Source organism: Atribacterota bacterium (assembly GCA_039638595.1).
Taxonomy (GTDB): domain Bacteria; phylum Atribacterota; class Atribacteria; order Atribacterales; family Caldatribacteriaceae; genus Profundicultor; species Profundicultor thermophilus.
This window is the reverse complement of the sequence record JBDIWM010000027.1, coordinates 1-26,779: the sequence shown is the minus strand read 5'-3', so window position 1 is coordinate 26,779 and position 26,779 is coordinate 1. Positions and strand designations below refer to the sequence as shown.

At 47.0% G+C, this 26,779-nt stretch carries 33 protein-coding genes; 18 read left to right on the top strand and 15 right to left on the bottom strand.

Annotated features, from left to right (window positions below; all coding sequences use genetic code 11):
* From ABDK92_07430 to ABDK92_07415, 4 genes are all read left to right on the top strand, one after another.
* A partial coding sequence (locus tag ABDK92_07430) for an HAD-IC family P-type ATPase (protein MEN3186453.1) occupies positions 1 to 873 on the top strand: 873 nt, incomplete at its 5' end.
* Complete coding sequence (locus ABDK92_07425; protein ID MEN3186452.1) at positions 873 to 1,292, top strand: metalloregulator ArsR/SmtB family transcription factor; 420 nt, start codon at positions 873 to 875, stop codon at positions 1,290 to 1,292. The genes ABDK92_07430 and ABDK92_07425, both read left to right, overlap by 1 nt.
* A gap of 40 nt (positions 1,293 to 1,332) precedes the next feature.
* Positions 1,333 to 2,199, top strand: a complete 867-nt coding sequence (locus ABDK92_07420) for a class II fructose-bisphosphate aldolase (protein MEN3186451.1) — start codon at positions 1,333 to 1,335, stop codon at positions 2,197 to 2,199.
* Positions 2,200 to 2,277: 78 nt separating this feature from the next.
* Positions 2,278 to 2,532: a glycogen-binding domain-containing protein gene (locus tag ABDK92_07415; GenBank protein MEN3186450.1), complete on the top strand. Its 255-nt coding sequence runs from the start codon at positions 2,278 to 2,280 to the stop codon at positions 2,530 to 2,532.
* A gap of 7 nt (positions 2,533 to 2,539) precedes the next feature.
* On the opposite strand, the gene ABDK92_07410 is transcribed toward ABDK92_07415, so the two are convergent.
* Together ABDK92_07410 and ABDK92_07405 are read right to left on the bottom strand one after the other, a co-directional pair.
* Positions 2,540 to 3,520 (bottom strand): carbohydrate kinase, encoded by a 981-nt coding sequence (locus ABDK92_07410; GenBank protein ID MEN3186449.1) that lies wholly within the window; start codon positions 3,518 to 3,520, stop codon positions 2,540 to 2,542.
* Positions 3,521 to 3,778: 258 nt separating this feature from the next.
* Positions 3,779 to 4,576: a glutaminyl-peptide cyclotransferase gene (locus ABDK92_07405; GenBank protein MEN3186448.1), complete on the bottom strand. Its 798-nt coding sequence runs from the start codon at positions 4,574 to 4,576 to the stop codon at positions 3,779 to 3,781.
* A gap of 238 nt (positions 4,577 to 4,814) precedes the next feature.
* Between ABDK92_07405 and ABDK92_07400 the strand changes: the two genes are divergently transcribed.
* Entirely contained in the window at positions 4,815 to 5,018 is a 204-nt protein-coding gene (locus ABDK92_07400) for a cold-shock protein (protein MEN3186447.1), read from the top strand.
* A 54-nt stretch (positions 5,019 to 5,072) separates the two neighbouring features.
* Here the strand turns inward: ABDK92_07400 and ABDK92_07395 are convergent, their stop codons facing one another.
* Positions 5,073 to 5,672, bottom strand: coding sequence for a MarC family protein (locus ABDK92_07395; protein MEN3186446.1), 600 nt, complete (start codon positions 5,670 to 5,672; stop codon positions 5,073 to 5,075).
* A 396-nt stretch (positions 5,673 to 6,068) separates the two neighbouring features.
* Between ABDK92_07395 and ABDK92_07390 the strand changes: the two genes are divergently transcribed.
* Entirely contained in the window at positions 6,069 to 6,407 is a 339-nt protein-coding gene (locus tag ABDK92_07390) for a hypothetical protein (protein ID MEN3186445.1), read from the top strand.
* A 45-nt stretch (positions 6,408 to 6,452) separates the two neighbouring features.
* Here ABDK92_07390 and ABDK92_07385 read toward each other — a convergent pair whose 3' ends face one another.
* The 9 genes from ABDK92_07385 to ABDK92_07345 all read right to left on the bottom strand — a co-directional run bounded on the left by ABDK92_07385 (position 6,453) and on the right by ABDK92_07345 (position 16,062).
* Positions 6,453 to 6,947: a hypothetical protein gene (locus tag ABDK92_07385; protein MEN3186444.1), complete on the bottom strand. Its 495-nt coding sequence runs from the start codon at positions 6,945 to 6,947 to the stop codon at positions 6,453 to 6,455.
* Between the two features lie 546 nt (positions 6,948 to 7,493).
* Entirely contained in the window at positions 7,494 to 8,453 is a 960-nt protein-coding gene (locus tag ABDK92_07380) for an ABC transporter permease (GenBank protein ID MEN3186443.1), read from the bottom strand.
* Positions 8,431 to 9,444, bottom strand: a complete 1,014-nt coding sequence (locus tag ABDK92_07375) for an ABC transporter permease (GenBank protein MEN3186442.1) — start codon at positions 9,442 to 9,444, stop codon at positions 8,431 to 8,433. The genes ABDK92_07380 and ABDK92_07375 overlap by 23 nt, the downstream gene beginning before the upstream one ends.
* 19 nt (positions 9,445 to 9,463) lie before the next feature.
* On the bottom strand, positions 9,464 to 10,987 hold the full coding sequence (locus ABDK92_07370) for a sugar ABC transporter ATP-binding protein (GenBank protein ID MEN3186441.1): 1,524 nt from the start codon (positions 10,985 to 10,987) through the stop codon (positions 9,464 to 9,466).
* Positions 10,988 to 11,048: 61 nt separating this feature from the next.
* Positions 11,049 to 12,068: a substrate-binding domain-containing protein gene (locus ABDK92_07365; protein MEN3186440.1), complete on the bottom strand. Its 1,020-nt coding sequence runs from the start codon at positions 12,066 to 12,068 to the stop codon at positions 11,049 to 11,051.
* 187 nt (positions 12,069 to 12,255) lie between these two features.
* On the bottom strand, positions 12,256 to 13,584 hold the full coding sequence (locus tag ABDK92_07360; GenBank protein MEN3186439.1) for a hypothetical protein: 1,329 nt from the start codon (positions 13,582 to 13,584) through the stop codon (positions 12,256 to 12,258).
* Positions 13,581 to 14,399, bottom strand: coding sequence for an ABC transporter permease subunit (locus tag ABDK92_07355; protein ID MEN3186438.1), 819 nt, complete (start codon positions 14,397 to 14,399; stop codon positions 13,581 to 13,583). Before ABDK92_07355 ends, ABDK92_07360 begins: the two co-directional genes overlap by 4 nt.
* 2 nt (positions 14,400 to 14,401) lie before the next feature.
* Positions 14,402 to 15,121 (bottom strand): hypothetical protein, encoded by a 720-nt coding sequence (locus ABDK92_07350; protein MEN3186437.1) that lies wholly within the window; start codon positions 15,119 to 15,121, stop codon positions 14,402 to 14,404.
* Positions 15,118 to 16,062, bottom strand: coding sequence for an ABC transporter ATP-binding protein (locus ABDK92_07345; GenBank protein ID MEN3186436.1), 945 nt, complete (start codon positions 16,060 to 16,062; stop codon positions 15,118 to 15,120). The genes ABDK92_07350 and ABDK92_07345 overlap by 4 nt, the downstream gene beginning before the upstream one ends.
* Positions 16,063 to 16,262: 200 nt before the next feature.
* On the opposite strand from ABDK92_07345, the gene ABDK92_07340 reads away from it, so the two are divergent.
* The 4 genes from ABDK92_07340 to ABDK92_07325 are packed head-to-tail and all read left to right on the top strand — an operon-like array spanning position 16,263 to position 18,808.
* The gene (locus ABDK92_07340) at positions 16,263 to 16,991 is read left to right on the top strand and encodes a hypothetical protein (GenBank protein MEN3186435.1); all 729 of its coding nucleotides are present in this window, start codon (positions 16,263 to 16,265) and stop codon (positions 16,989 to 16,991) included.
* Positions 16,991 to 17,905, top strand: a complete 915-nt coding sequence (locus ABDK92_07335; protein MEN3186434.1) for a rhomboid family intramembrane serine protease — start codon at positions 16,991 to 16,993, stop codon at positions 17,903 to 17,905. The genes ABDK92_07340 and ABDK92_07335 overlap by 1 nt, the downstream gene beginning before the upstream one ends.
* Before the next feature lie 13 nt (positions 17,906 to 17,918).
* Positions 17,919 to 18,206, top strand: a complete 288-nt coding sequence (locus ABDK92_07330) for a LysO family transporter (GenBank protein ID MEN3186433.1) — start codon at positions 17,919 to 17,921, stop codon at positions 18,204 to 18,206.
* Positions 18,206 to 18,808: a lysine exporter LysO family protein gene (locus tag ABDK92_07325; protein MEN3186432.1), complete on the top strand. Its 603-nt coding sequence runs from the start codon at positions 18,206 to 18,208 to the stop codon at positions 18,806 to 18,808. The genes ABDK92_07330 and ABDK92_07325 overlap by 1 nt, the downstream gene beginning before the upstream one ends.
* 126 nt (positions 18,809 to 18,934) lie before the next feature.
* Here ABDK92_07325 and ABDK92_07320 read toward each other — a convergent pair whose 3' ends face one another.
* The 3 genes from ABDK92_07320 to ABDK92_07310 all read right to left on the bottom strand — a co-directional run bounded on the left by ABDK92_07320 (position 18,935) and on the right by ABDK92_07310 (position 21,358).
* Positions 18,935 to 19,909: an aminopeptidase gene (locus ABDK92_07320; GenBank protein MEN3186431.1), complete on the bottom strand. Its 975-nt coding sequence runs from the start codon at positions 19,907 to 19,909 to the stop codon at positions 18,935 to 18,937.
* A 321-nt stretch (positions 19,910 to 20,230) separates the two neighbouring features.
* The gene (locus ABDK92_07315; protein ID MEN3186430.1) at positions 20,231 to 20,803 is read right to left on the bottom strand and encodes a hypothetical protein; all 573 of its coding nucleotides are present in this window, start codon (positions 20,801 to 20,803) and stop codon (positions 20,231 to 20,233) included.
* Positions 20,804 to 20,983: 180 nt separating this feature from the next.
* On the bottom strand, positions 20,984 to 21,358 hold the full coding sequence (locus tag ABDK92_07310; protein ID MEN3186429.1) for a response regulator transcription factor: 375 nt from the start codon (positions 21,356 to 21,358) through the stop codon (positions 20,984 to 20,986).
* A gap of 125 nt (positions 21,359 to 21,483) precedes the next feature.
* On the opposite strand from ABDK92_07310, the gene ABDK92_07305 reads away from it, so the two are divergent.
* From ABDK92_07305 to ABDK92_07270, 8 genes are all read left to right on the top strand, one after another.
* On the top strand, positions 21,484 to 22,278 hold the full coding sequence (locus ABDK92_07305; GenBank protein MEN3186428.1) for a GAF domain-containing protein: 795 nt from the start codon (positions 21,484 to 21,486) through the stop codon (positions 22,276 to 22,278).
* Positions 22,279 to 22,632: 354 nt separating this feature from the next.
* Entirely contained in the window at positions 22,633 to 23,049 is a 417-nt protein-coding gene (locus ABDK92_07300) for an ATP-binding protein (GenBank protein ID MEN3186427.1), read from the top strand.
* On the top strand, positions 23,042 to 23,731 hold the full coding sequence (locus ABDK92_07295) for a response regulator transcription factor (protein ID MEN3186426.1): 690 nt from the start codon (positions 23,042 to 23,044) through the stop codon (positions 23,729 to 23,731). The genes ABDK92_07300 and ABDK92_07295 overlap by 8 nt, the downstream gene beginning before the upstream one ends.
* Positions 23,732 to 23,743: 12 nt before the next feature.
* Positions 23,744 to 24,226 (top strand): hypothetical protein, encoded by a 483-nt coding sequence (locus tag ABDK92_07290; protein ID MEN3186425.1) that lies wholly within the window; start codon positions 23,744 to 23,746, stop codon positions 24,224 to 24,226.
* A gap of 201 nt (positions 24,227 to 24,427) precedes the next feature.
* A complete protein-coding gene (locus tag ABDK92_07285; GenBank protein ID MEN3186424.1) occupies positions 24,428 to 24,904 on the top strand; it encodes a hypothetical protein in 477 nt (158 codons plus the stop codon).
* 80 nt (positions 24,905 to 24,984) lie between these two features.
* The gene (locus tag ABDK92_07280; GenBank protein ID MEN3186423.1) at positions 24,985 to 25,563 is read left to right on the top strand and encodes a hypothetical protein; all 579 of its coding nucleotides are present in this window, start codon (positions 24,985 to 24,987) and stop codon (positions 25,561 to 25,563) included.
* A complete protein-coding gene (locus ABDK92_07275) occupies positions 25,563 to 25,844 on the top strand; it encodes a hypothetical protein (GenBank protein MEN3186422.1) in 282 nt (93 codons plus the stop codon). Before ABDK92_07280 ends, ABDK92_07275 begins: the two co-directional genes overlap by 1 nt.
* A gap of 23 nt (positions 25,845 to 25,867) precedes the next feature.
* Positions 25,868 to 26,611, top strand: a complete 744-nt coding sequence (locus ABDK92_07270; protein ID MEN3186421.1) for a hypothetical protein — start codon at positions 25,868 to 25,870, stop codon at positions 26,609 to 26,611.
* Positions 26,612 to 26,779 lie beyond the last annotated feature (168 nt).

The window sequence follows — 26,779 nt, the reverse complement described above, 5'->3', positions numbered from 1 at the left end:
ACCGAAGGGCGATTCGAGATAAAATCAGTCCATCCCTCGGATGGATATCCCCCAGAAGAGATGCTTACTCTTGCTGCCCTTGCCGCATCACGTTCCCATCACCCTTTGGCAAAGGCAATACAGGTCACCCAAAAAGACAGTCTGTTCCCCCAATTTGAGGAGTATCAGGAAATACCCGGAGCAGGTATCGTGGCAAAAACCACCAAGGAAACGATTATCCTGGGAAATGAACAGCTCTTGAAGAATCAGGGTATCACCCTGACTCCACCACCCCCAGGGACTACCACCGTCCATCTGGCCAGAAATGGAAGGTATCTTGGCTTTATAACCTTCGAAGACACGATGAAAAGTGACGCCACCCAATTAGTACGAGCACTTGAAAAGATGGGTATCGAGGCGTACCTTCTCAGTGGAGACAAAAGAGAAAATGTTGCCCATATTGCCCAGGAAACCGGAATCAAAAACTTTTTTGCTGAACTCCTCCCCCAGGATAAAGTCAAAATTCTGGAGCAATTTCTGCAGGAAAAAAAACCTGGGGAGAAAGTCGCCTTTATTGGTGATGGAATGAACGATGCCCCGGCTCTGGCCCTGGCTGATATCGGGATTGCCATGGGAAAACAGGGTGTTGACCTGGCGATTGAGGCCGCCGACATCATCCTTATGACCGAAAGGCTCCTCCCCCTAAAAAGAGCCATAGAAATAGCACGTAAAACCAGGGGAATAATATGGCAAAATATCGGTTTTGCCATAGGGATAAAGGTGCTATTTCTCGTCCTAGCCCTTGCAGGGAAAACCACTCTTTGGGAAGCGGTCTTCGCCGATGTGGGTGTTCTTTCCCTGACCATTCTCAATTCATTACGGCTCTTGAGGTGATGGAGTTGAAACGGAAAGCGCATCACAACCTTCAGGATCAATGTGAGGTATTTGCCCCCCACACAGAGGCACTCCGGGCGCTCTCCCAAGAGCAGATTGACTCCGAAACCATCCAGAAAATGGCCGAAATTTTTAAGGTGATGGCGGATTATAACCGGATTCGGATCCTCTATGCCCTTAGCAAAAAAGAACTGTGTGTCTGCGACCTTTCAGAAATACTCCACATAACCCCTTCGGCCGTATCTCACCAGTTGAGGGTTCTGCGCTATCAAGACCTTGTCCGCCACCACAAGGAAGGACGATCGGTCTTTTACCGCCTGGCCGACAACCACGTTATTAACCTCTTTCAGGAAGCACTGAACCACGTGCTGGAGAAGAAAGAAAGAGCAGAACCAAACGAAACCAAAAACCTGCTATAATGAATACAGTGTCTCAACAAAGAAAGGAGAAGAATGGTCAATGCCCCTGGTTACAACAAAAGATGTTCTTCGCATCGCCGAGGAAAAGAATTTTGCTCTACCGGCGTTCAACATCCCCATTCCTGAATTTATTCTCTGGGTTCTGGAAGAAGCGGAAAATCTACGCGCACCGGTCATTATCCAGGTTGCACCGGTGGAATACAAAGCGCTCAATATTCGCATGTTCTACGGCGTGCTCCAATCTCTTTCAGAGCGATTTTCCATTCCCTTTTCCCTGCACCTTGACCACGCCCATCATGAAGAGGAAGTGCTTCTTGCTATCCAGAACGGCTTTTCGTCAGTAATGATCGATGGTTCTCGGCTCCCCTTCCAGGATAATATTCATCTCACCCAGCGAGTCCTCTCCCTGGCCCACCCAGTTGGAGTTCTTGTAGAAGGAGAGTTAGGACGAGTTGGTGGTCTGGAAGGCGATGAAAACTGGGAAAACGAAGGTAACGGCGAAGGCTTCTTCACCTCCCCAGACGAAGCCGAAATTTTCGTCAAAGAAGCCCCGGTTGACCTTCTGGCTGTAGCCGTAGGAACCCGCCACGGTCTTTACGGCGATAGAATTCCCGAGCTCCAGCTTGAACTCATCCAGGAAATCCGTGAAAAGACACATCTCCCTCTTGTCCTTCATGGTGGAAGCGGAACACCGGCCGAAGAACTTCAGGCCGCGGGCAAAAGAGGAGTGCGCAAAATCAACTATAGCACCGTGCTACGGGTAGAGTACCTGAACGCATTTCGAGAAATCCTCACCAACCAGCCGGGAGAACTGATGGTAAGTAAAATGCTCCCTGACCTTGCTCAGGCTGTAAAAAGAGCCGTGCGGGAGTGTATTTTTTCCTCTGATGCTCAGCATAAGGTATGAAGAGGGGAAATATCTCCCACCGAGGGAGGTTTATTGTGTACAGGAACAACATTCGGTGAAAATAAGGAGGTGGCATCGATGCCACGAGTTACTTTTCGTTTAGAGTATCCTGAAGCAAAAAGCGTCGCCATCGCGGGAAACTTCAATGAATGGAACCCGGAAACTCACCTTCTTCGCAAAACCAAAAAGGGATACTGGAGTACCACCATTACCCTTCCCCGGGGTCGATACGAATACCGGTACTTTATCGATGGACAGTGGTTCACTGACCCGAACACCGAACAAATTCCTAACGAATTTGGTTCATTTAATTCTATCATTGTGGTGGAGTAGGGTTTCTTCATTTCCCTATCGACATGTGGTTTTGCAAAAACTCCTCCACTTCAACCGCGTTCGGGAAACTGGCCGAGGAACCCCACTTTTGGGCAGCCAGAGCTCCACAGGCGGAAGCAAACACACCCATTTGATAAAATGTTTCTGGGGAAATACGGTCGTTTTTTGTGATTCCCAGAGACAATGCCTTTTTCAAAATTCCGGCGCAGAAAGCATCACCACATCCCGTGGGGTCAATGGTCAAAACAGGGAAAGTAGGGACAAATCTCGTACCCAAGGCACTGGCAAAGAAGGCACCATCCTGACCCAGGGTAACCATACAGTTGGTCACTCCCCGGCGGAGAAGGATCCCCACTCCTTCCTCCACGTTATGGCAACCTACGAGAAATTGGAGTTCTTCACGGGTTAATTTAAGAAAATCGCTTATCTCGGCTACCCGCATCATCACTTCTCTTGCCTCGTCAGGGTTTTCCCACAGTAATGGCCGATGGTTGACATCAAACGAGAGCAAAATTTCCTCTTTCTGGCAAAAATCGAGAATTTTCCAGGTCACACTTCGTAATGGTTCCCGCACAAGACACAACGAAACACAGTGCACAACCTTCGTTTCTCTCAGAATTTCCCAGGATAATTCTTCCTCTCGCAATTCCATATCCGCCGTGCCGTAACGGATAAAAAATGGTTCCAGAAAGAGCGGTCCTTTTCGAAAAACAAAGGCCAAAGCCGTTGGTCTACTTTTACCCACGCGAAGGCCCCGCAGATCAACATTCTCCAGGGAAAGTGCTTCTTTCAAGAACTGACCGAAAATATCCTCACCGATTTTACCCAGGATGGCGCTTTGTACTCCAAGACGTGCCAGTCCCACCGCCACGTTGACCGCTGCTCCCCCAGGAAAAGGGACAAACGCATCGGGAAAAAACGTGGCTCTACTGCTCTTGGCAAAAAGGTCTACCACAATTTCCCCGCAACACACCACGTCCACAGACATGGAAACCTCAAGATTCCCTTCTCTCAAAATGTTTCTTCTCTATATCTTTCAGGAAATACCATAATTCTCAGAAAAAATTCCGTAGACAACTCGAGTTGACACCATACCTAGGTAATCGTACCCGCGAATCCTGAAATCACCCTGGAAAAAATCTCTGCTTCCAACATGGCCGCAATTTCAAGACGGCGTACGAAAGAGGAAAAACCCGTTCTTCGGTATCGTTCTTTGGCCCTCTTTACAGAAAGCCACCCCATTATATCATTCTTCTACTTTGAGCCGGTAAACCGAATGCCAGCGCTTCCCGGTGATAAGAAAAGTCCGAGTCTGATAGTCAAAGGCAATCCCGTTGAGGACATTTTCTCCGCCTTTGCCCGGGTCAAGGAGTTCTGCAAGGTCAATCCAGCCCAAAAGTTCACCACCCCGAGGGTCAATGACCACGATAAGATCCTCATGCCAGACATTGGCATAGATTCTTCCGTCGGCATACTCAAGTTCGTTGAGCCGGTCTATTGTTCGTTCCCCTACTCTGACCACGATCTCCTTTTTCACAGTAAAATCAACAGGGTCAAGGAAGCGAAGGACTTCCGAACCATCACCGGCGATGAGATTCTCTCCATCGGAAGTGATGCCCCAGCCTGCATAGGGATATGGTGATGAACCAAGCCTTCTCAATGTACCCTTCTCATAGATAAAAGCGACTTTTGATTCCCAAGTAAGCTGAACGATCGTGTCTTCCCACACTGTTATCCCTTCGGCAAAGTACGCTTCTCCAAGGTCGATTTTTTCGAAGATTTCTCCTGTTTCCAGGTTAACCTTGCGCAAACTCGATTCTCCGTAAAGGCCGGTACTTTCGTAAAGCACACCATCTACCAAAACTAATCCCTGCGTAAATGCCGAATGGTCATGAGGATATACCGTGATAACCTGATAATCATAACGAGGTACACCATGAAGCCGCAAGAAAGAACCCAGCGATTCATCCACGCCAGAGGCCATAGAAGAATAACGGAAAACCGCCACTCCGATAACCAATAACTCAAGGATTCTCTTTTTCATATCTCCCACCACATTTGAATAAAAGTTTTACCGGGAAAAACACGCCCTAAAATTAGGACAATCTGGTAGCTAACAATCATTGTACCCGGTTTTACCCCTCCCAATCCGGAAAGATTCCGAAAAGAAAGATTCCGAAAAATCAAAAATATATTTCGAAAAGCCATTGACATTATACCCCCCAGGTGATATCCTGCTTCCACGTTCTTAAAGAACGGATAATTTTTAGGAGGTTAGTTGAATGGTCACTGGTAAGGTCAAATGGTTCAACGCTCAGAAAGGGTATGGATTCATCACTGCTGATGACGGTCAGGACGTTTTTGTGCACTACACCGCCATCGAGGGCAATGGTTTCAAAACTCTGGAAGAGAATCAGGTAGTCAGCTTCGAGGTTCAGCAGGGCTCCAAGGGACCTCAGGCAAGTAAAGTCAAAAGAGTCCAATAGTTCCAATTCTGATAGAAGAATCGGAGAAAGACCCCGCTTTAAAAGCGGGGTCTCTTATTTTCCAGCAATTTCTGCCATCATTTGCAAGATTCCCTCTTTGACGTACTCTACGGCCATAGCCGCCAGCAAAAGTCCCATTACCCGGGAAAAGATCTCGATAATGCGTTCCCCCAAAATCCGAGCAATCTTTTCCGCGGAGACCAGAATGACCCAGGTTACAAAGAGGGCCAGAACCACCGCCATGAGTGGTACCAGGTACCCATACTTTTCGGCCAAGATGACCACCGAGGTGATAGCCCCCGGCCCGCACAAAAGAGGAGTCCCGATGACCACCGCGGCCACTTTGGTATCGGCACTTTTTCGGGAAAATTCCAGTCCCAGAATTTCCTCTATACCCAGTAAAAGTAGAATCACCCCGCCAGCCACCATAAAGCTTGAAAACGATATACCCAGCAATCCAAAAAGGAGCTTTCCGCTGAAAAGGAAAACAAGCATGAGGACAAAAGCCACAGTTACCGAAAGAAAGGCCTGAGAAAGTCTTTCACGCTGTTCCATGCTTTTTGTGAGGGCAATGAATACCACTGCCCCCAAAAAGGGGTCCAGGATAAAAAGTAAAAGGAAAAAAGACCGCGACACAGAAACCAGAGTATCCATGAATTTCATTATATACCGTGATACGGTGCAAAAGGGATTGGTGGGTTAAGGAAAAACCGATGTCTTTTTAGAAAAGTTACTCTAAAAGTCAAATTATGGAGAACGATTGACCTCCTTCATCTCGATGTCTTCACGGAAGAAACATCATACTCCGATGTGGCCCACAAAACCAGGAAATCGCCGCATGCGCCCCAAAATGGTTTCTGCACCACACTGGTACCGAACCCCTAAACTGCGATTGACTTTTCCAGAATGTTACGTAGTGCCCAAACCTTTTATGGAGTCACCATGACCGAAAAGATTATTAAAAACCTCTCAGATTCGGGTAAAATTTTCGTTGACATCAGTATTCACAGTTGGTAGAATTGGAGGAATACAAAGAAAGGAGGGGAACAAATGAAAAGAATAATTCCCCTTTTTACGGTTCTTTCCCTGTTGGCCATCATTGCTCTTTCCGGTTGTGGCGGTACCCCACAGACACCAAATCCACCAACCCAGCCAGTAGCGTGTTCACTACGGGTGATTTCAAGTTGTCCCTGGTGTTACGGTAACGTTTACCTCAATGGGTTTCCTACCGGTTCATATCTCATCACCAACGGCTCTGTCACAATCCAGAACGTTCCTTGCGGTCAGGTCGCAGCAGTATACATAATCGATGAGAATGGTTTCATGAGCCACACGGAGTACGTCACACCGACTGGTCCCAATACCATTGTGAATTTTACCTACTGGTGACGAACGGAAATAACCCGTAACAAAAAGGGAACCCTGCGGGCCGTCTCAGTACCCGGGGGTTTTTCCTTTTGTAACGCCGCCTTCAGAAAGGGTTTTTTCTATTCCTTTGATAATTTCCCATTCCCCCACCAGAACCGTTCCGTTAATGAAAAGGCAGGGGGTCTGTTCTCTCTGTTTCTGTGGTACAGCAAAGAGATGAGCAAGGGCTTCGTGGATTGCCCTCACCCGTTCTTCCCGGATGTTACCTTCCACAATCCGTAAATCTTCATAGCGTTCTTGCAACCCCCAAAGAAACGATCGAACCCTCTGAGACCCAAAGTCCTCCGGATCAAAGAAAAAGACCCCCACTTCCCGTACTATTCCATCTTCCTTCAAGGTAATCCAGATTTTGTCTTTTCCTTCTACAGTCTTTTTCTCTACTCCGATTTTTTCTAATTCCGTCCCCAAAGGGACGTACTTTTCCTGTGGGCAAGCCGGACAGAAAGTCTTTCCCTCAACAAAAGGAGAAAAGCAAAAAGAAAACATTAAAACCAAGACCACCAGCAGGGGCTTTCCACACAAAGGGCTTTCACTTCTTTCTTCCACCAGTTTTTCACAGCTAAATATTAACGGAAAAGCACCAAAAAATCAATCCGGTCATACACCCGAAGTCATTATGAAAAGGTTTACCTCATAAGGGCGTACCGAAAACACCTTGATTCTAGGTCTTTGGGAAGAACCGCAAAAATGCCCGAAAAAATCCAAAACAAAACTGGCAATCAATGGAAAGGTCCTCCAACCGGTACAGAGAAGACAGGGTAAGCAAAAACAAATGGAAAACTCAAAAAATTTCACGAAAAATCTTAAAAAAATCTTGTAGATTCGTGTACAAAATCTATAATAAAGGAAGAAAATGCTTGACGCATCTCGAAGGAGGGGGCCTGGGGGTCGATTCTCATCCGGTCAACCCCCGGGTGACCTCAAAACCTCACAAGATGATAATGTGAACCCGAGAAAAAATCAAGAACAATACATAAACTTTTTTTTACCCTTATCCAGGAAATATTCCTGCTGTAGATTACAAGTTCCCTCACCGAAACCAAAAATTCAATTCTTACCTAAAAACAGGCGGTTCAAGAGCACCACCCCAAGAAGGATCGTTCCCCACAGAGCACTAGCTAAGTGCGAACTGAAACCAAGTAGGTTAAATCCGGTAGCCACGACCTGAAGAATAGCCACCGAAATTACTATTCCCATAACGCGGCCTGAACCCCCTGAAGGACTGACCCCCCCAAGAACACAGGCCAGCACCGTCAGAAGGAGATACGATTCTCCGTAGTCAGCCTGAGCCGCGTTGAAGCGGGAAGCCATCACACAGGAAGCCACACCAGCCAAGAAACTGGAAAGAAGATAGGTTCGAAAAACCACCTTACGATTGTCTACCCCGGAGAAAAGCGTTGCCACAGGGTTTGACCCAAAGAGGTAGAGCTCAAGACCAAAACGGGTTCGGGAAAAAAGGATATACATAAAAATGGTAAAGGCAGCAAAAACCAGAAAAGAGGTTGGGATACCTAAGACCGTTCCATTCCCAATAAAGAGAAAATCCACCGGAAACCCGGCGATGACATACCCCCGGGTGATAACCAGAGACACGCCTCGAATAAAAATCATAAGTCCCAGGGTGGCAATAATGGCCGGAACCGATACCAAAGCTACGAAAAAGCCCTTCACAACCCCAAGGAGGAGCGCAAGAAGAAGTCCCAGAAGAATGGCAAAGGGGGCATGGAGTGAAGGGAAAAACCTGGTCATGCTGAGCGCCATGATGATGCTGACCAGGTTCGCCGTGGCGATAATAGAAAGGTCAATACCCCCTGAAACCATGGGCCCCATTTGAGCTAGGGTCAAAAGCCCGAGCAGTGGCAACTGGAAAGCAACAGCTTGCAGGCTTTGAAACTCGAGAAGTTTACCACGGGTCAAAAACGACATGAGGAGGAAAAGCCCTACAAGAAGAAATAAAAGGACCACAATCTGAATATCTCCAATTTTAAAAAAGCTGCTCTTCCGCAAAGCGTCCTTTCTCCTTCCGTATTTGCAGTTTCCTCTGATAGGCGCTGATACTGGCTGCAAGTACAATGATAGACCCCATGATTACTTCGTGCCAGTAGGCTGAAGCCTTCATCAGGATAAGACCATTTTTGATGATGGCAATAAGAAGGACCCCCAGAAATGTCCCCCATACGGTTCCCACACCACCAAAGACACTGGCACCGCCAAGGATGGCCGCAGCAATGACATCAAGTTCCATTCCTACGATGGCATTGGGCTGAATCATCTGATTGAGTTCTGCATGGACAAACCCTCCCACTCCAGCCAGAAGCCCGATATAGCAGTAGACGAAAAGTTGAATCCGAAAAATATTAAATCCAGCCCGGCGAGCTGCCTCCAAGTTGCCACCCACCGCGTAAATTTTCCTCCCTATGGGCAGGTATTTGAGCAAGAAAAACGTGATGATGCCCAAAATCACCCAGGAAAGCGTAAAGATGGAAATCCCAAATGGAATCCCCTTGGAACTCATGAGGGTAAAGAGCTTGAGTTTGGCAAATTCCCGGAAGGCAGGAGGAAACTTATAAATCCAAGTCCCTTTACTGACAAACATCAAAACTCCATAGTAGAAATTGAGCGTTGAAATGGTGATAATCACTGGGTTAACCCTCGTGTAATAAACAAGACACCCATTTATAGCCCCCAGAGCAAGACCAATAGGTACAGGAATGAGAAAGGCCAAAAGAACGCTATTGACCATGGTACGGGAAATGAGGACACCCATGACGTACTGGGCTACCGTGGCGGTGGCCGTGAAGGAAACATCAATTCCTCCAGAGATAAGTACAACCAGCTCTCCGAGAGTCACGATTCCCAGGAAAGAATTGTTCCGCAGAAGGTCAAAGAGGTTTTCCAGAGTTAAAAATTTGGGATTCATCGCGGTCAAAAACATAGATAAAGCCACCACAATGGCCAGAAGATAAAGCTCTGTCTGCCTCCTTATCTGAAACTTCACCTTCAGAATGCTCCTTGTACTATTCTCGAACCCTTTTTCTCAAATTTTCCTCTACCAAGGAATGGGCGTCAAATTCTTCCACAATCTTTCCACTCTTCATCACCAGGATGCGATCGCTGACCATCATCACTTCCTGTTCTTCATCAGAAATCAGAATGATACTCAAACCCTTTTTCGCTAACTCAACAATGGATTGATAAATACTCTCCTTTGCACCGATATCCACACCATGGGTGGGGGTATCGAGAATGAGGATTTTGGGTTCGGTTAAAATCCACTTGGCTAAAACCACTTTTTGTTGATTTCCTCCCGAAAGGGAACGGGCTGGCGCATCCACATCCTGAGCTTTAATGCCAAAATCTTTGACGGTTCTTTGGGCAAATTCCCTTTTCTTACCCAGGTCAAGTAAGGTGCTCTTTTCTAGAAGTTTTTTGAGAACCGTTACAACCAAGTTGTTTTCGATACTCTGGTCAAGCACAAGTCCCTGAAGCAGACGATTCTCCGGAACATAGCCAATGCCAAGGCTGATTGCCCGCTGGACTGATTCTCCTCTAAATTCTTGCCCTTCCACGTATATTTTGCCTCCGTCCGGAGGATTCAAACCAAAAAGCGAAAGGGCCATTTCCGTCCGTCCAGAGCCCCGAGGACCAATGATTCCAAGAACCTCGCCTCTGCGAAGAGAAAACGACACTCCGTGATACTGGTTGGTTCGAGAAAGGCTTTCTACCCTCAGCACCTCTGGAGCCGTTTCATGGGTCGTAATACCCTTTACGAAAGCGAGCTTTTTCCCGGTCATGAGAAACGAAAGGGTACCCAGATCAAGTTCCCGGGCGAGAAAAGTGCCAACTTTCTTTCCATCTCGCAGTATCGTTACTCGATCGCCAATTTCCAGTACCTCATCTAAACGGTGACTGATAAAAAGAATTGCTATACCTTGTTCTTTCAAACCACGGATAAAAGCAAACAGGCGATTCACTTCCTTCCAGGTCAAAGAAGCGGTCGGCTCATCCAGGATAATCAAGCGCGCAGAACCCGCAATGGCTCGACATATGGCTACCAGTTGCTGGTCCGCAATAGAAAGTTTTCGTACCTCCACATCAAGCGGAAGCGAGATTCCCAGCTTTTCCAGCACCTCCTTGCTCCGTTCCCAAATTTTTTTCCAGCCCACAAAAGAACGGAAACGCTCAAGGTAAAGGTGAGAAGCAATATTCTCAGCCACTGAGAGATTCGGGAAAAGCGACAAATCCTGGTGGACAACGTGTATACCAAGACGGTACGCTTCGAAAGGGGTTAGCAAAGCAACGTTCTTCCCACCAACGATCATTTCTGCTCCTACCTCCGGCTGGAGAACCCCGGTAGCAATCTTGACCAACGTGCTTTTCCCAGAACCGTTTTCTCCCACCAGGGCATGGACTTCTCCCAGAAGGATTTCAAAGTCAACGTTTTCTAAAGCCTGTACCCCTCCAAAACGTTTACTAATATGACGCAGCTGAAGGAATGGTTCAAAGCTTAAGGTTAATGGCCCCTCTTTTAGGGTGGTCACCAAAATACACTCCCACTAAATGAAATGGGGGAGGGTGACGCCCTCCCCCATGCTGGGAAAATCAGAAACCGAGCTTTTCCGCCGCCTCAGCGGTATCCATAATCTTAATCTGATTGACCACAACCACCTTATCCTTGACATCGATAGGGCCTAAGCTAGGAATCTCAAGACCCGGTTTAATCTCCTGGCCATCAAGAATTGCTTTGGCAATATAGACCATGGCATATCCGGCATCTTTGGGATCCCAGAGTTGTGCCCAGTCAACCGCCCCAGTAGCAAGATACGGTGCCACCGTGGAAGGAATGGCATCACCCACCACGATAACCTTGTCTTCCATCCCTTTCTCAGCCACGGCCTGCGCCGCACCAATGGGTCCCAGGCTTCCCCAACCAATTACCGCCTTGAACTGATCACCATAGGTGGTAATGAGGTCGAGCACCGCAGCTCGAGAATCTTCCACACTTTCTGCGGTTGGCAAACGTGAGGTGAGTTCCTTCAGGAAAGGATACTTCTCTTTAACATACTCCAGAGCCACATCAGCCCAGTAATTATGCAAAGGAACGGTAAGGCTTCCCACGAGCATCACAAAACCAGCGGGATTCTCCGGACTGTAGGTCTTGATCTCTCCAGTTTCTTCCAGCTTTTTCACAATGGCATCAATGGGATTCTTACCAAACTGAATACTGTCGATGGTTTCGATATCCCAGTCAACCGCTCCAGTCTCAAATGGCGATTCATGAGTGAGGACCACAATTCCCTTTTCCCGCGCCCTGGTAAAGACCGGCACCAAAGCTTTCGCATCATTGGGTACTACACACACGGCATTCACCCCTCGGGTCACCAGATCCTCCACCATCTGCACCTGAGGCGCCGGGTCAGCCGTGGATGGGCCAATCAGATAGGCATTCACTCCCAAGTCTTTCGCCGCCTGGTTCACGCCTTCTGCCATCCGGTTAAACCAGGGAATACCAGCAATTTTGACCACTACAGCAATTTCATACGGTTTTTGCGCGGAAGCTACAAGCACAAAACCAAGCAAAAGAACACACGACAGTACCACTACCATCCAGCCCTTTTTCATAACTTCACCCTCCTCAAATGAAGTAATGAAAATTTTTGGTAGACTACCTAACCTTAATTGTATTTTTCTAAAATGCAACTGTCAAATATATCTGTAAATCTTTGGAACAGGCTAAAATGGAAAAACCAAACTCCTCACGGTCAAGGGACAGAGGCTAACCTACCAGAGCCCCTGTCCCTACCGCTCGTTACTTTTCAATCTTACTGATTCTCCCCATAACGGTCACCACACCCACAAAAATGGGAATAAAAGCAACGATATACACGTAAGGGGCATTCTCCTTCTTCAAGAGACGAATGGTTCGTTCGCTTTTTGCTTCAGGTTGGCCGCTGCCAGCCGCGATCACCGACACCTGATAATCGGTCTTAGGAAGGTCTGGTGATAAACTCACTTTATAACCTTCGAAAGTTGGTTTGTATCCTCTTTTCTGCAATTCTCCATCGTAGGGAATAATTTCATATCCTAATTCGGGTCCAGGAATCTGCTTAACGAAATATGGTGAGCGTTCCACCGTCTGCAAAATTTCCTTGCCCCGTCCAAAGAGAAGGGTGACCTGTTCAACCGGGTCAACGTGGACCCATTTGAAGCGCTCAATACGTCCGATTTCCTGGGGGTCAACCAGTTTGTTGTAGTAGAGCTCATTATATTCTTCCTGCCTGTACGGGTTAAAATAGAGTTCATTCTTACCTACGGCATGAATGACCCAGGAAGGATCATCGCAGTTTTCTTTTTTAGTCCAGCGGTTCCCGGGGATGATTTCGTATCCCACACCGCCCTTCCGACGGGAGGTAAAAACCACCACGTTTTTCTCGCTTCCCTCCAAAATGGTTCCGTCATCCCGACGCAATCGGATTTCATATTTCCCAGGTGAGAGGTTCAAAACAAAACCGAAAGCAGGGTCCGAAGTGTAGAAGTTGACAAACTCTGGGGGTTGCGGCTCTTTGGGAATGGGAATATTGAGCGGTCCTTCTTCTCCCGCTTCACGACGACGGCGCACCTCCTCAAAAAACCTGTTGAGTGATTCTCGGTACCGTTCCATAGCCTGGTAATACTCTTTGAGCTTTTGATTGAAAGCATCAACGGCTTCTTTATATTTCTTATGATAGGTGTCAGCTTCTTCATCGAGGTACATGACCGCTTTTTCGGACCAGTACCCCTTCGGATAATAAAGGACATACTTTTGTTCTTCCTGAGTGGCGATGACTTTCCCGTTTTGAAGAATTTCCAGTTTACCAGAAATCTTTTCGTTGAGGGTACTGAAGCCAGCCATATATCGGCGGGTAATAGGCCAGTAATACACGATAGTCTTGGTGGGAGCAATCACACTGTTTTCGTTAGCAATGAGATATATGGTCTCTTCACTCTGGGGACAGAAGCTCTTGCTAAAGGTGGAACCATTAAAGGAAGTCAAGGAGTACACCAGTTGCTCTCTGAAGGGAGTCTCCTGAGCAAAAAGAACACCGGAAAGGACGAGTACAACACCTGTAATCATCAAAAACAGGAAGAAACGCTTCATGCTTTCACCCCCTTCTTACCCATGGCGTAAATAGAGAGGAAAACAAAAACCAACGAATAAATCACGCAGTACAGGACGTGGGTCAAATACAGAGTCCAGTTTTCGAGAACCACACTATCGAGACCCCGGCTTAAATAGGCAAACGGGGAAATCCAATTAATGGTATGAAAGACGTACGCAGTAGCCTGCCGTAGATACAGCATGGACGGTGAAAGAGACTCCTTTTCTATCCCCAGGAACATGCCATATACAAATTGAATGGCCAAGAAGGCCCCCAGAATGGCGATCAAGGTAATGATGGAACTCCGAATCCTTCCGGTGAGTGAGGAAATGAAAAGACCAAAACTCACCACACAGGAAATGAGAAACACTCCCATGACAAGTGCCCGCACAAGCCCTCCTGTGAAACCGAGATTGGTCAGAACACTGACAATATAAAAGTATAGCGCCGTGAATCCCAGAGCGAGAATTCCCAGAGAAAGGTCCTTCAAATATTTGCTCCAGAGAAAACTGGAAGAAGTCACAGGACCATAGAAGAGGACTTCCAGAGTTCCCTGCTCCCGCTCACGGGAAATGGAAATAGCTGAAACGATAACCAGATACAGCGAAATGATGATGAGCGTCAGGTAAAGTGGGTAATTGAGAGGAAATGCGGAAACCAGAATGTCTTCTTCTCTTGTGGCATCCAGAAAATTTTTGAGAATAAAAGAGGAAACCAGAAAAGACGCAAAAAGAGCTCCATAGTAACCAAAGCTATAGAGCGTATAGAGGAAATCTCTCTTAAAGAGTGTCCGGAGTACTCGACTTCCACTCATCGTTATTCCTCCTTTTTCACCAGTTCCACATCCTCAATAACATCCTCAAAGTTCCCCTGCGTAGTACGAAGGAGGAGTTCCAGCAATCCATATCGTTCCTTTTCTTTGTCAATTTGAACCTTGTCCCAGGAAATCAGGCCTTTATTGCGAGCCAGGTATGCTTTTGAATCCCAGAAAAGTTCAATCGGTCCTGCAAAAAGGAGCCTTCCACGGGAAAAATTTTCAGCATCACCTTCGCGTACGTAGAGTCTACCCTCGAGTTGCAGTGGAAAACCTGGAAAATCCGATATGCCTACTCCCTGCGCATCTTTGAAACGAATCTCAATCTCGATACCTCGATCAGTGGGATCTGCAAAACAAATAATCCCAGCCAGCCCAGGGATTTCTTTCCCTTCCATGGTGAAATTGAAAACATTTTCGCCTCGTTTAATCTCCAATTCCTTCGTCACCGGATGGTAGTACGGTGCTTCAGCCTTTAGGGTATATTTTCCCGGGGGGATACGGGTAATTCTATAATCTTTACTCTGAAACAGGATATCAGAACGCTCACCAATCCTCAGAGCGAGTTTTCTAACCACATCCTGAGAGTAAAGGTCCGTAACCTTTCCCTTTAAAATTCCGTACGGTATTCGGGTGTTGAAATAGGTGAGCAAAAGAAGAAGAACCACCACAAGACCAAAGATCGATAAAAAGGCAATCCATACCTGGTTACGCTTTTTCATGACTCTTCCCCCCGTGTCAAGAGCGAAACATTCTGCTGGGTGATGGTGATAAAAGCCTCTTCCAAGCTCATTTCCTTGGCTCTCATGGAAAGAACCAGCAATCTTTTTTCGTAAAGGAAACGAGAGAGCTCAATTCGGTAATCCCAGTCGGTTTTGAGTTCTACCTCAAGGTGATGTCCCCGACAAAGGGCGTGTTTGACGAAAGGAAGCGATGCCAATTCTCCCTCAAGGTCTGTGCAATCTCGGTCAACCTCGACATCAAACACTACAGTGTCGGTGAGCCTGCGCTTGATGTTCTCCATGGTGTCTTCAGCTAAAAGTCTCCCCCGGTTGATGATGGCCACCTTTTTGCATAGCCTCTCCACCTCAGAGAGAAGATGCGAAGAAACAAAAATGGTCCGTCCTAAGCGATTCTCTTCCTCAATGAGGTCGCGAATTTGTTTAATGCTGGTGGGGTCGAGATTGGCCACCGGTTCATCGAGAATCAGGAGTTCCGGGTCGTGAAGCAATGCCCGGGCAAAAGCCAGTTTCTGCTGCATTCCCTTGGAATAGGCTCCTACCTTTTTGTTCCGGTCATTCTTCAAACCCACCGCTTCCAGGAGGCTTTCAATTCGTTTCTCCACATTGGGAACCTGATAGAGTTCCCCAAAAAAGGCGAGGTACTCCTGAGCAGTCATTTCTTTATAGAAATACTGGTTCTCAGAAACAACCCCAATCTTTCGCTTGATGGCCACATTTCGGGGACGCAAATCTTCTCCCAAAAGGTAAATCTTGCCACTGGTGGGAGGGATAAGCCCAAGAAGCATCATGATGGTGGTACTTTTCCCTGCTCCATTGGGACCCAGGAAGCCATAAATATCACCCCTCTCCACTTTAAGGTTGAGGTTATCGACAGCTTTGAAACCGTTAAATTCCTTGGTAAGACCCATAGTTTGAATCATAAACCATCCCCTGACCTCCTTTCTTCGCAATCTCCTTTAAAGATACCCCTTTCCGCAACGAGAAGTTCCGCTTTAATAACCAAGCTTAGTTTAAGAGTGGAAAATACTTATGTCAAAGGTTTTTGTTCTTTTTTTCCTTCCTCAGTCTCCAAAAAATTTCTCCAGCATGCTACAATGAGAAAAAAGTTGGGGGGGTTAAAATGGCGGTTTCTCGGTTCTTAGAAGAATCACGAGTGAACGTAGCGCTGGCCGTACTTGCGGTGATCTTCGTGTTCTTAGCCGTGGTTATGGCTCTTGCAGGTGTGGTCACCGCTACCCGGGAAATGATGTCGGGACAAGCGCCAGTGGGCGGTGGAGGGTTAATTGCCCTCACGGTGGTTTTTGGAATCCTGAGTGCCATCTTCCAATTTGTGGTCCTGTACCAGTGGTCAAGCACCATGAATCAAAATATCGGGAATACCGAAAAAGTGTTCGCCAGCATTAAAGAACATCTGGAAGACCCTCTTCGGGGTGAAGTGGGTTTCTTTCTGAACCGGGTGGGAGAGTATAAAATCATCACCTGGCCCTTTTGGGTGTATCTGGTGCTCTACATCATCGGCCTTTTTGCAGGCTGGTATGCGTTCCTCTTTAACCTTCTCGGGTTTATTTTTGTGGCCGTGTACCTCTCTAACATCTTCAAATCAGCCAATAAGCTTTCCGACCTCAAGGACCGTATTTACCAGTACCTGCAAGAGAAAAAAGGTGTTACTCTGTCAGAACGGGTACACCGAATTAAACGATACAATATCATTCTTTTTATTATTCTTGCGGTCATCACCGTTGCCATTTACTGGCTGTACCTCCTCATTAAACTAACCTTAGAAATCAACCGCTACTTAGAGAGCGACGAAAAAGTTCGTACCCAAATCGAGGAAGCGTTTACCCGCTGATGCTTCAGTATTTGATTGCCCTCAATCTCCTCTTTTTTTTGGCCACCGTGATAAGCGGTGGCTTTTCGCTCTCCAATCTCCTTCGTTGGGGAGCCAAATTTGGACCACTCATTGCCCATGGGGAATGGCAGAGGTTACTCCTGTGCATTTTTCTCCATGGGAATCTCTGGCACCTCTTCTTTAACCTCTATGCGCTTTTTCAGCTCGGTCGCATTACCGAAGGAATTTACGGACAGCGGAAATTCTTCATTATCTATCTTTTTTCAGGAATAACGGGGAGTCTCTTTTCATACTTTTTTAATTTTGACCGGATTGGGGTGGGGGCAAGCGGTGCCATCTTTGGCCTGGCAGGAGTGCTTCTCAGTGGTGGTCTCAAATACCGGAACACTTCGTTAAGTCGCCTGGGAATGAGTATTCTCCCTTTTGTCCTCATTAACCTTTTCATTGGTTTTACCGTTCCAGCCATTGATAATGCTGCCCACGTGGGAGGACTTTTGGGGGGAATGTTTCTCGGTCTTTTGATGGCACCGGGAAATTCCTGGCAACGCTGGAAGAAATATGCCGAAGAACTGGCGTACTGGGCTTTCATAGGCATTCTCGCCTTCGGTATGGTGACATTTTTTTTGCCGTCATTCTCTCCCGGCAGAGCTTCAGTCAATGCCATCATCGCTTTCCACAATCAGGTGAGAGACATTATGCAAACGATCGAAGAAGGCTTTGCCCCATCGCTTTCGACCATTCAGAACCTGAAGCCTCCTGACCCAGAAGCCAGAAAAATTCAAGAACTGCTTCTGGCTCTTGCCCGGAGGGATGGGGATCCACCCCGGCTTTTTTCCGAAATCGAAGAACGCTTCATGTCCTGGAGGGAGACGGTTATGAAAAAATATCAGGGAATTATTACAGAAACGCCGTAGTGTCACACCAACGATGCTCCTTATCGGCATTGCTCTCCTTATCGGTTTTCTCTTAGGAACCACAAAATATGTTCCCCCAAAAATCGTCAACCTCAGAAGTTCCCTAATCAATGGAGGGATCCTTCTCCTTGTGTTTGGGATGGGAATCAGTATTGGTGTGAACCCCCAGATTATCAGGAATCTGAAGACTATCGGTCTTCAAGCGCTGGTTCTTGCTCTTTTATCCTCCCTGGGAGGAATGTTGGGCGCTTTCCTGATGGAGCGGCACTTTCGGAAAGTAATAAAGGGGGAAAAGAACTGATGACCCGATATATGGCGATGAGTTTACTCTTGGGAATCCTCTGTGGGTACTGGAAAATCATACCCTCTTTTCTCTTACAACATTTTCCCGGTCTTGTCGATGTAGCACTTTTTATTCTCGTTCTTGGAGTCGGCATGGAAATCGCCGCGAACCGCAGGGCACTTTTGGAAGTCAAAGTCTGGGGATGGCGAATCCTCTTTTTACCGCTCTCGGGAATGATTGGGAGCCTCAGCCTGGGTTTTTTATCTTCTTTCATTCTCCCGATTTCCTGGTCAGAAACCATGGCCGTGGTTTCTGGTTTCGGATGGTACTCCCTCTCCGGCGCCTTGCTGAACCACTTGGCGGGACCCCAACTCGGAACCACAGCATTCATTGCCAACCTGCTGCGGGAACTCCTGGCGTTCTTGAGTGTGGGGGTAGTATTTCGCTATTTCGGGAGCTGGGCTGCAGTAGCCTTAGGAGGAGCCACCAGTATGGACACCACACTGGGACCAATTGTCCAAGCAAGTACAGGTCGCCTCAGCGCTTTGGCTTTACTGAGCGGTCTCATCCATTCACTCTTCGTACCGGTGCTTCTTCCCTTCTTCGTCAGGTTTCTATAAAGTGCATCTTACCCAATGTCTCGCTTCGGTTTCCACCATCTCTGGTTTCTTCTCATTACTCATTTCTTTCCGTTCGGCAAAACACAAACACAGCCTGAGCCACGAGTGAAAAAACGTATCCCTCTCCTATAGAGTAAAGACTCCCTTATCCATGACCATCGTTCCATCAAATTTGACCGTGGGATTACAGATAATCCCATCATTGTGGGTTTTGGATTCAATCACTCCACCCATATCCACATTCATGCCCAGAGCAATGTGCACCGTCCGAAAAGCTTTTTCATCTTCCAGAATATTTCCGGTAACTCTGGCTTTGTGGTTGGTGCCAATACCAAGCTCCCCCACCACATAGGCGTTGGGGTCACCAAGATTTTCCAGAAAACTCGAAAGTGATTGAGCTTCTTTTCCTCCTCGAATTTCCGTTACCCGACCCTTCCGAATGGTAAGGTATATGGGCTCGGAAAGTAAGCCAATGGGTGCCATGGAACCATCGATAACCGCCAGTCCCTCCACCGATTCTTCCAGCGGAGCAATGTACACTTCTCCAGCCGGCAAATTTCCCCAGCGTCCTTTATCCTGATATAGTCCATCATCGGGGGGAAGACTTGGTTTTCTCCCCTCCAAGCTCATCTTCAGATTTGTGCCCTTATCAGTGGTGATTTCCACCGTCTTCGTTTTCTCCATCAGTCGAGCCAGTTTCCAACTCAATTCCGAAACTTTCCTATAGTCTGCGGTCATTGCCCCTACGGTCATCATGTCTTCGGTGAGCCCGGGCATACTGGCAATTCGTATTCCTTGAGCTGTTGCGTCCATGCGAGCGTGGGTGTGCGTCAGGCTCATGGTGGTCACAAGAAGCGCCACATCACAAGCAGAAAGCGCTGCCCTTACTTCCCGGGGTGGTTCCTCCGCGTGGTACGAACGCGGAGTCATAATAAGAAGGGTCCCATCAACTCCAAGAGCATGGAGGGCCAGGAAGAAAGGCTCTGCCAATTTCAACTTTCCAGTATCAGTAATCACTAAAACACGTTCTCCAGCTCTCACTCCCATACAGTCTCGCACTGCAATCATAGCCCCTCTCATAAGCGGCGCCAGGTCCACCATATCACCCCCTCTATTTTCCCAACCGGTGGGCTAACTCCTGGAGTTTTATATCCACTACCTGTCCCTTACCGATAACGAGCCCTCCCTCAGCCACACCGAAGCGTTGAGACAAATTCCATCCGAATGTGATGGTACCGGAATTCCCTTGGAAGGAATGAAGGTTGCCCCAATATCATTTATCCCCATTTCTTCCGTCCCCGGACATATTCACCTTCAGAAAATGCATCTCAGTGTAACCGAATACACAATCCACCAAACGCGATTGACAGTTTCTTGAATCCCACTTCTCCCTCTACCCTCTACTTTTACTCAAGCACCAAACTACCTTATCTTGAACGGTAGCCTAAAGTTAGCGCTTTTTTCCGAAAATTTGTCCCGCACCACCACTTCCAGAATATAGTCACCCACCTCAAGTCCTTCCGAATTGAAGAACACATCCAGAAAAGCCCCAAAAATCGGGCTCTGGGTGATATATCGGAACGAACCAAATTCCTTTTGGTTCGTTAACTCATTTCCCTCACGGTCATAAAGATGAAAATCCATGACGAAAAAGATATGATAGAGATCGTCTTCGTTGAGAATCGTATAGTTTTTAGGTTCCCCATAAACAAAAATGGTTTCTCCTTTAGCAAATACATTCGAAGCCCTCTTGCGAAAAGCACCAAAACTCTGGGTTCTTTCTTCCACAAACGTTGCCTTTTCCACCCGCATGGGGAGCTTATTCCACAGGCTCAGACGAACCACCTCTAACTTCTGCTGTGCTTCCTCGAGTTCCCCTTCGGTAAGTAACGCTTTGACCTCTTCAAGAAGATTGATTTCCTCCTGAGCGAAAACGATTCCCCAAAAAAGAACTGCTAAAACCATAATCCCCACAAAGAACGTTTGTCTTTTCACCTTTCTCTCTCCTTTAGATAAGGTTTTTCTCATTATATACCAAGAAATGGAGGAAAAGACTATTTCTTCCAATTTTATTCTGAACCACAAAAATAGGAAAGCCACGAATAAAAATTAGGAAAGATTTCCTATTGCCCATCTGGATTTTTTGATTAAGATCAGTTATAAAGGAGGGGTTTGTTAACTCATGATCTGGCAAATGGTTTCCAGAATCTTCTGGCCAGAAATTCCTTTCACAAGAAATGCACACGCTCCACTCTGGAGAGCCTGTTCCACCAATTCCGGCGTATCGTATAGCGAGAGAACCATCACTTTGGTGCTCTTGAATTCTGAAGAAATTGAGCGAACAAGAGCTAATCCATCAATACCCACAACTGCTACGTCGATAATCACCATGTTGGGCTTTTTTCTCCGCAATTCTGGCAAGATTCCTTCACCAGTCAAAGAAAATCCAACGACGGACATCTTTTTATCCCGTTTACACAAAAAGATAAAAGCCTCAACAAAGAGACGACTCCCATCAATGAGAAATACCCGCACCTTTCTCTTCTTCATTTTTTTACACCGCATTAATGGTACAACGGAATCCATTCCCCAAAAAAGTACCTATAGTCCTACATTGCGAAGCGTCCAGTCACATGTTTACCCTGTTCCAAAATCCCGTTTAGAAGGAGTTTTCTATGCACGTTCAGGACCAAGAGATTTTCAGGGATTTTTTAGGAAAGATTATAAAACGCTTCCAGTGCTCTTCGGGAAGCATTGCCCTTTACGACGGTGAAAGCGAAAATTTTAAAGTTGTGGCATCCAAGGGCTTGAGATTAGAGAGGTTGGGGGAAGGAATTGACACCCGCAAAGGAGTCACCAGCTTGATTTATCAAAGGAAAAGGATAATCTTTATTGACAAACAGCATCCATTGCCTTCTCACTTCAACTACCGGCGAGAGCGAGAATTGTGTTCAATATGCTTTCCGCTCATCGATTCAAGAAAACACGTGATCGGCATTGTTTCTATCAACAAAAGAAGGGGAACCTTTCCCAACAATCAAGTTATTTTTCTCAAATTGCTGATTGAGGAAATCTCTGCTCTAGCTGGACAAATCCATTGCAGAGAGGAAGAAGAAAAAATCACGTTGACTCTACAGGATGGCTTTACCAAACTCTTACAGGATTCCGTTCTTGCTCCCATCGAAGTAATGCTGCAGAACATCACAGAAACATCTCGTGATTACGCCGGTGCCCGCTTCGCAGTGCTTCATGCACCACTTTTTACCGCTTCTCCGGCATTCTCTCCTCAAAAAGTCATCTTCTCTCTACCATGGTGGGACAAAGCCAGAAATTCCTCTCCCCATACATCAAAAGGGCATGGAAAGACACCACTCCCCAGTATTTGCAAATGGAATTCAGGATGTACCCTTTTCTCCAGGAACATTTCTCAACCATGCAGAACCACATCGCTGTGGAAATTTACCCCATGACCTGTAACCAAAAATCCTTGGGTGTGCTGCTTTTCTTTCTCGTTAAACCCCTTTCTCAATACCACAGAATTTCACTGACTCTCCTTCTCTCCCTTGCGGGAGTACTCCTGCAAAACCACTTACTCCTACGTGACACCGAAGCTCTGGTCCGTCGTCAGGAACAGCTCAAACTCGCCCAGGGAACTCCACAATAACCTGACTCAGGACCTGGCTGGAGTAAAACTCTACATCGAAGTACGCCAAGGAAAAATAATTTGCAAACCCTTTGACCCTCAAGAAATTTCCTTTACACTGCATAAAGTCGATTCAGTTCTCTGTCGATGCCTGGATTACTCTCGAGCTGTTCTAAAAACCATGCAAAAAAGTATCGATGAAAAGCGCCCTTTGCAGGGAAAAATCGTTGAGGTTCTTGAACACCGCCTCCTACTGGAAGAAAAGAAACCACGCTATACGCTAAAGGTCAGTCTCCCCAATTCCATACTGTCCCCCGAAACCCAGGAAATCGTTCTCCAGGTTATCACCGAGGCCTTGAATAATATTCTAAAACATGCTCAAGCAAAGCAAATCTGGATAAAAATAGGAACCTGGAGGGACAAAATGTATCTTCTCATTCGTGATGATGGTAAAGGCTTTGCAATGCAACACCTGCCTCCTGCACACGGTCTCAATTTTCTGAAACAGCAGGTGGTCCTTAAACAGGGGTCCCTACAGGTTTCCTCGTCACCGGGTCAAGGAACAATGATAAAGGTGGTGCTTCCTATCTATGGGTAAAAAGCCCAAGAAAAAGCTAAAAATTGCCATCGTTGATGACCATCTCCTCTTTGCCGAGGGCTTGAAAGCCCTCGTCGAGGAAAAAGAAAAGCTGGGTCACTGTGTAATTTACCAGAACGGGGAAGAAGCACTGCAAGGTATCCCATTTGAAAAACCGGACCTGGTCCTTGTGGATCTCCATCTTCCAGGGCTAAGTGGCCTTGAGGTTGTGAAAATCCTGCGCGAAAACATGCCGCTTTTACGGATTCTCATTCTGACCATGGATGTTTCAGGACATAGCCTTCTTGAAGCGCTCTCTCTTGGTGCTTCTGGATACATCCTGAAAAGCGCTCCTTTTACCAGAATTATCAACGACATCCAGACAGCCCTCCAAGGAGACATCGTCATTGGGACAGAAATGGCTCAGCACCTGACACAGGGATTCCAGCTTCTCCATTCCGAGCCAAATACGTTAAGGGCTTTCCATGAACTGACCCGAAGAGAAAAGGAGGTGTTGCAACTCATTGTTCAGGGAAAGGACAATCGGACTATCGCTCAAGAACTCTTCCTGAGCGAAAAAACGGTGAAAAACTACGTAACCAATATTCTCAACAAGCTCAACCTCGAGGATCGAGTGAAGTTAGTGGTCTTTTCCCTTCGTGAGGGCCTATCACCAAACGAAGAGAACCGACAATCAAAATAGGGAGGTATAAAAATGAAAAATTCCCTGGTTTTACTCTTACTTTCGCTTTTTATGTTTTTCATGGCTGGGTGTTCTACTTCGACCGTGACGCTACCACCAGATACCATTGCCCAGATTGGAGCAGAAATCAACCGGTTTTTTACTGATCTGGGGAACGCCATGGAATCAAACGATGTGGAACAGGTTATCCCTTTCTATACTTTACCCTTTGAGTTCACCGAACCCGAAGGGACCTCGATCACCATCACCACCACCGAAACCCTCAAAATGTTCATCCGAGAAACTTTTATGGCTGGAACTGTCCAGGAAGACAGCTTCCAGAACTTAAAAATCACCGTGGTCGACGAAGAAAACGTGGTGGTCACGGTTGATGAAATCTGGGTACAGGAGTCTGAAGGCTCAGTGTATGGTGGTACCGACCATTTACGAATCACCCTTGCCAAGGTCGAAGGAAACTGGAGAATTCGTAAGACCGAACTCCTCGGCTGGGATTAATAGAGAAACAGGGACTTTCGTCCCTGTTTCTCCCTCAAAACCAATTTTGACCTTTGGGATAAAGTCCCGAATGTCAAGTTGAAATTTCCCCTTTCTCTTCTGACTTCTGACCCTTCAGCTCCCTTGTCCCCCATTAGAGAATAGAGATACAAAATCTACACAAGGGAGGTTTTAGTGGTGAAAAAGGTGCTTTTGGTATCCATGGTACTGGCGCTAGTTCTCGGGTTAGGTCTGGCCTATGCAGCACAGTTTGAACTGGACTATGGGGAGAAGGACAATACCACGACAATTGCCATTTTCAATGCGGTAGGAGGAGCAACAGTCACCCAGTGGAGCTGGAATTGTGGGGAACAGAACGTTCTGGTCTTTCAGGTTTCTGGCAACGCAATGTCGAACTCTGGTAACGCTGATGCACAAAGCTATGGTGGGTTACCACCGATATGGAGCTTGTCTGATGATAATGGTCCAGAAGGTGGCAACGCAGGTGGTGACGCTGGGGCAATAGCCCTTAGCGGCTCTCTCGCCGTCACCGGCAATATCGCGCTCGTGGACCAACAGGGATCACAGGTGGCACAGAATCAAAGTAATGCTGACGTAATCAACACAGTCATCGCCAAAGTCAAAAGAATTAACCGGGTAAAACTCAATATCGAAGATAGTTATAACGAAGAGGATTGAGTAAGGGGTAAGTCATTTTCAATTTATTCTGAACCTGGGGCTAAAACCCCAGGTTCACACCTTCAAAGGAGGTAATCGTTATGGTCTATAGAAAGGGATTGGTGTTTCTCGGTCTTGCAGTTCTACTGATTTTGTCCTTGACCGGGAGTATATGGGCTTCCAATCGAGCCATACGGAGCTTAGACCCTGTGTACGCATTCAACAGTAGAATCAATCGGGGGCATAAATTGTTTTCCTTGGGTTCTCCCGGGGGGAGGAATGATGGAGGAAATGCGCCCGTTCCGGTCTTTGAGAGTGCTTCCACCGGGATAGTTAGTACCCCGGCTTCAAACGGAAGTGGTGGTAATTCTTCGATACCTCTGAATCTCAGCCTGTATTTGAATCTCATTGGTGTAGCCATTGATGGTCAGGATGTTAGCCAGGGAAATGGATTGGATAGCACCCAGCTGGCTCTGCTGAGTCAGAACGCCACAGCGAATCTTCTTGCTCTCAACATCGCCACCATCATTCAGAATAACATCCAGATTGGCCTTAACCTCAACGTTTCACCGATTATCAACGTGGTGATTGCAAACGGCGTGGATGTACCCGTTAATGTCAACGTGGAAACACCCGATGTCAGCGTCGGTCCCATTGACATTCAGGTAGGTGGAGTGTGATGTGGAAGAAGAGGTGGAAAACACTCCCTCTCGTACTCGTCCTACCTCTTTTGAACGTGTTTACCAGATGCAACCCTGAAGATGCATGGCTCAATTCCGAAAAAGACTTTGCCTCTGAAGATGGGTGTCTCTACCTTTCCACTTCCGCAGCAAACGCAAGTACCATCTCTTCAGCCTATCAGGTCGAAGCTCAGGAATACTCTGCTACTCACTTCACCGTGGTTTCCTGCGTGAATGGGGAGTGTGAAACGTATCACTTTGAGAGGGAAGAGCGTTTTTAATCCAAAAGAAAGAAGGGAACTTTATGAAGAGAAAACAATGGGCACGAATAATTGTGGGTATGGCCTTCACCCTTTTTATAGCAGGGTGTTTTGTCACACCTGCAGAGAAATTTGTTGTCCAGGTCAAAGGGGTGGTCGCTAACCCGGCTGACCCAGAAAAGATGTGTTACCTTGATTTCGAAACCAATCCCGTCATTGTGGAGGGGATCCCACTCCCAAACGCGGAACTCCTCATCAATGGTGATCAGGGAAGCAGGCTCTCTGCAAAAACTGACACTACCGGTGCTTTTGAGTTCTTTGGTCAAGCCGGTGAAGCCTACGTCATCTATGCCACTAAGGACAGTATCCGAATTAAAAAGGGTATCGGAACTCTTGCGACCTCCTTAGACAGTGGGGAAGCGAACTACTTTACCACTTCACAGGTCATCATCTGGGAGGTGGCCAACGAACTGTATCCAAGTTCAATTGCCATTAAAGACATTCCTTTTATTCAACCGACCGCCCCTATTGTCGAAGCGGTCAAGAAAGTCCTGGCAAACTGCGAAGATGCCCAGGGCGACCCTGATGTCCGAGCACTGGTTGTAGCTCTGGTGAACACCCTGTTTGGTGCTCCTGGCGAAGGAGGAGTAGATATCACAGGTGGCGGAGAAGGTAACGCAGGAGGAGGAGAAGGTGGTGCACCAACACCAACACCAACGCCTACAATGACGCCAACTATTCCCCCATCTCAAATGCCCACCATGCCACCCTGTACCTTCTGTAGGTGAACGAACACCATGCATGTGGATTGCGAATAAAATGAAGCTTCTCTTTTCCAGAGAAGCTTCATTTTATATCCTCACCACAAAGAAGGAAGAAAAGAATGAAAGGACCAGTAACGGTACAAAGGATGATAAGAGTATTTCTGGTGGATGACAATCCGTTCCTCCTCGATA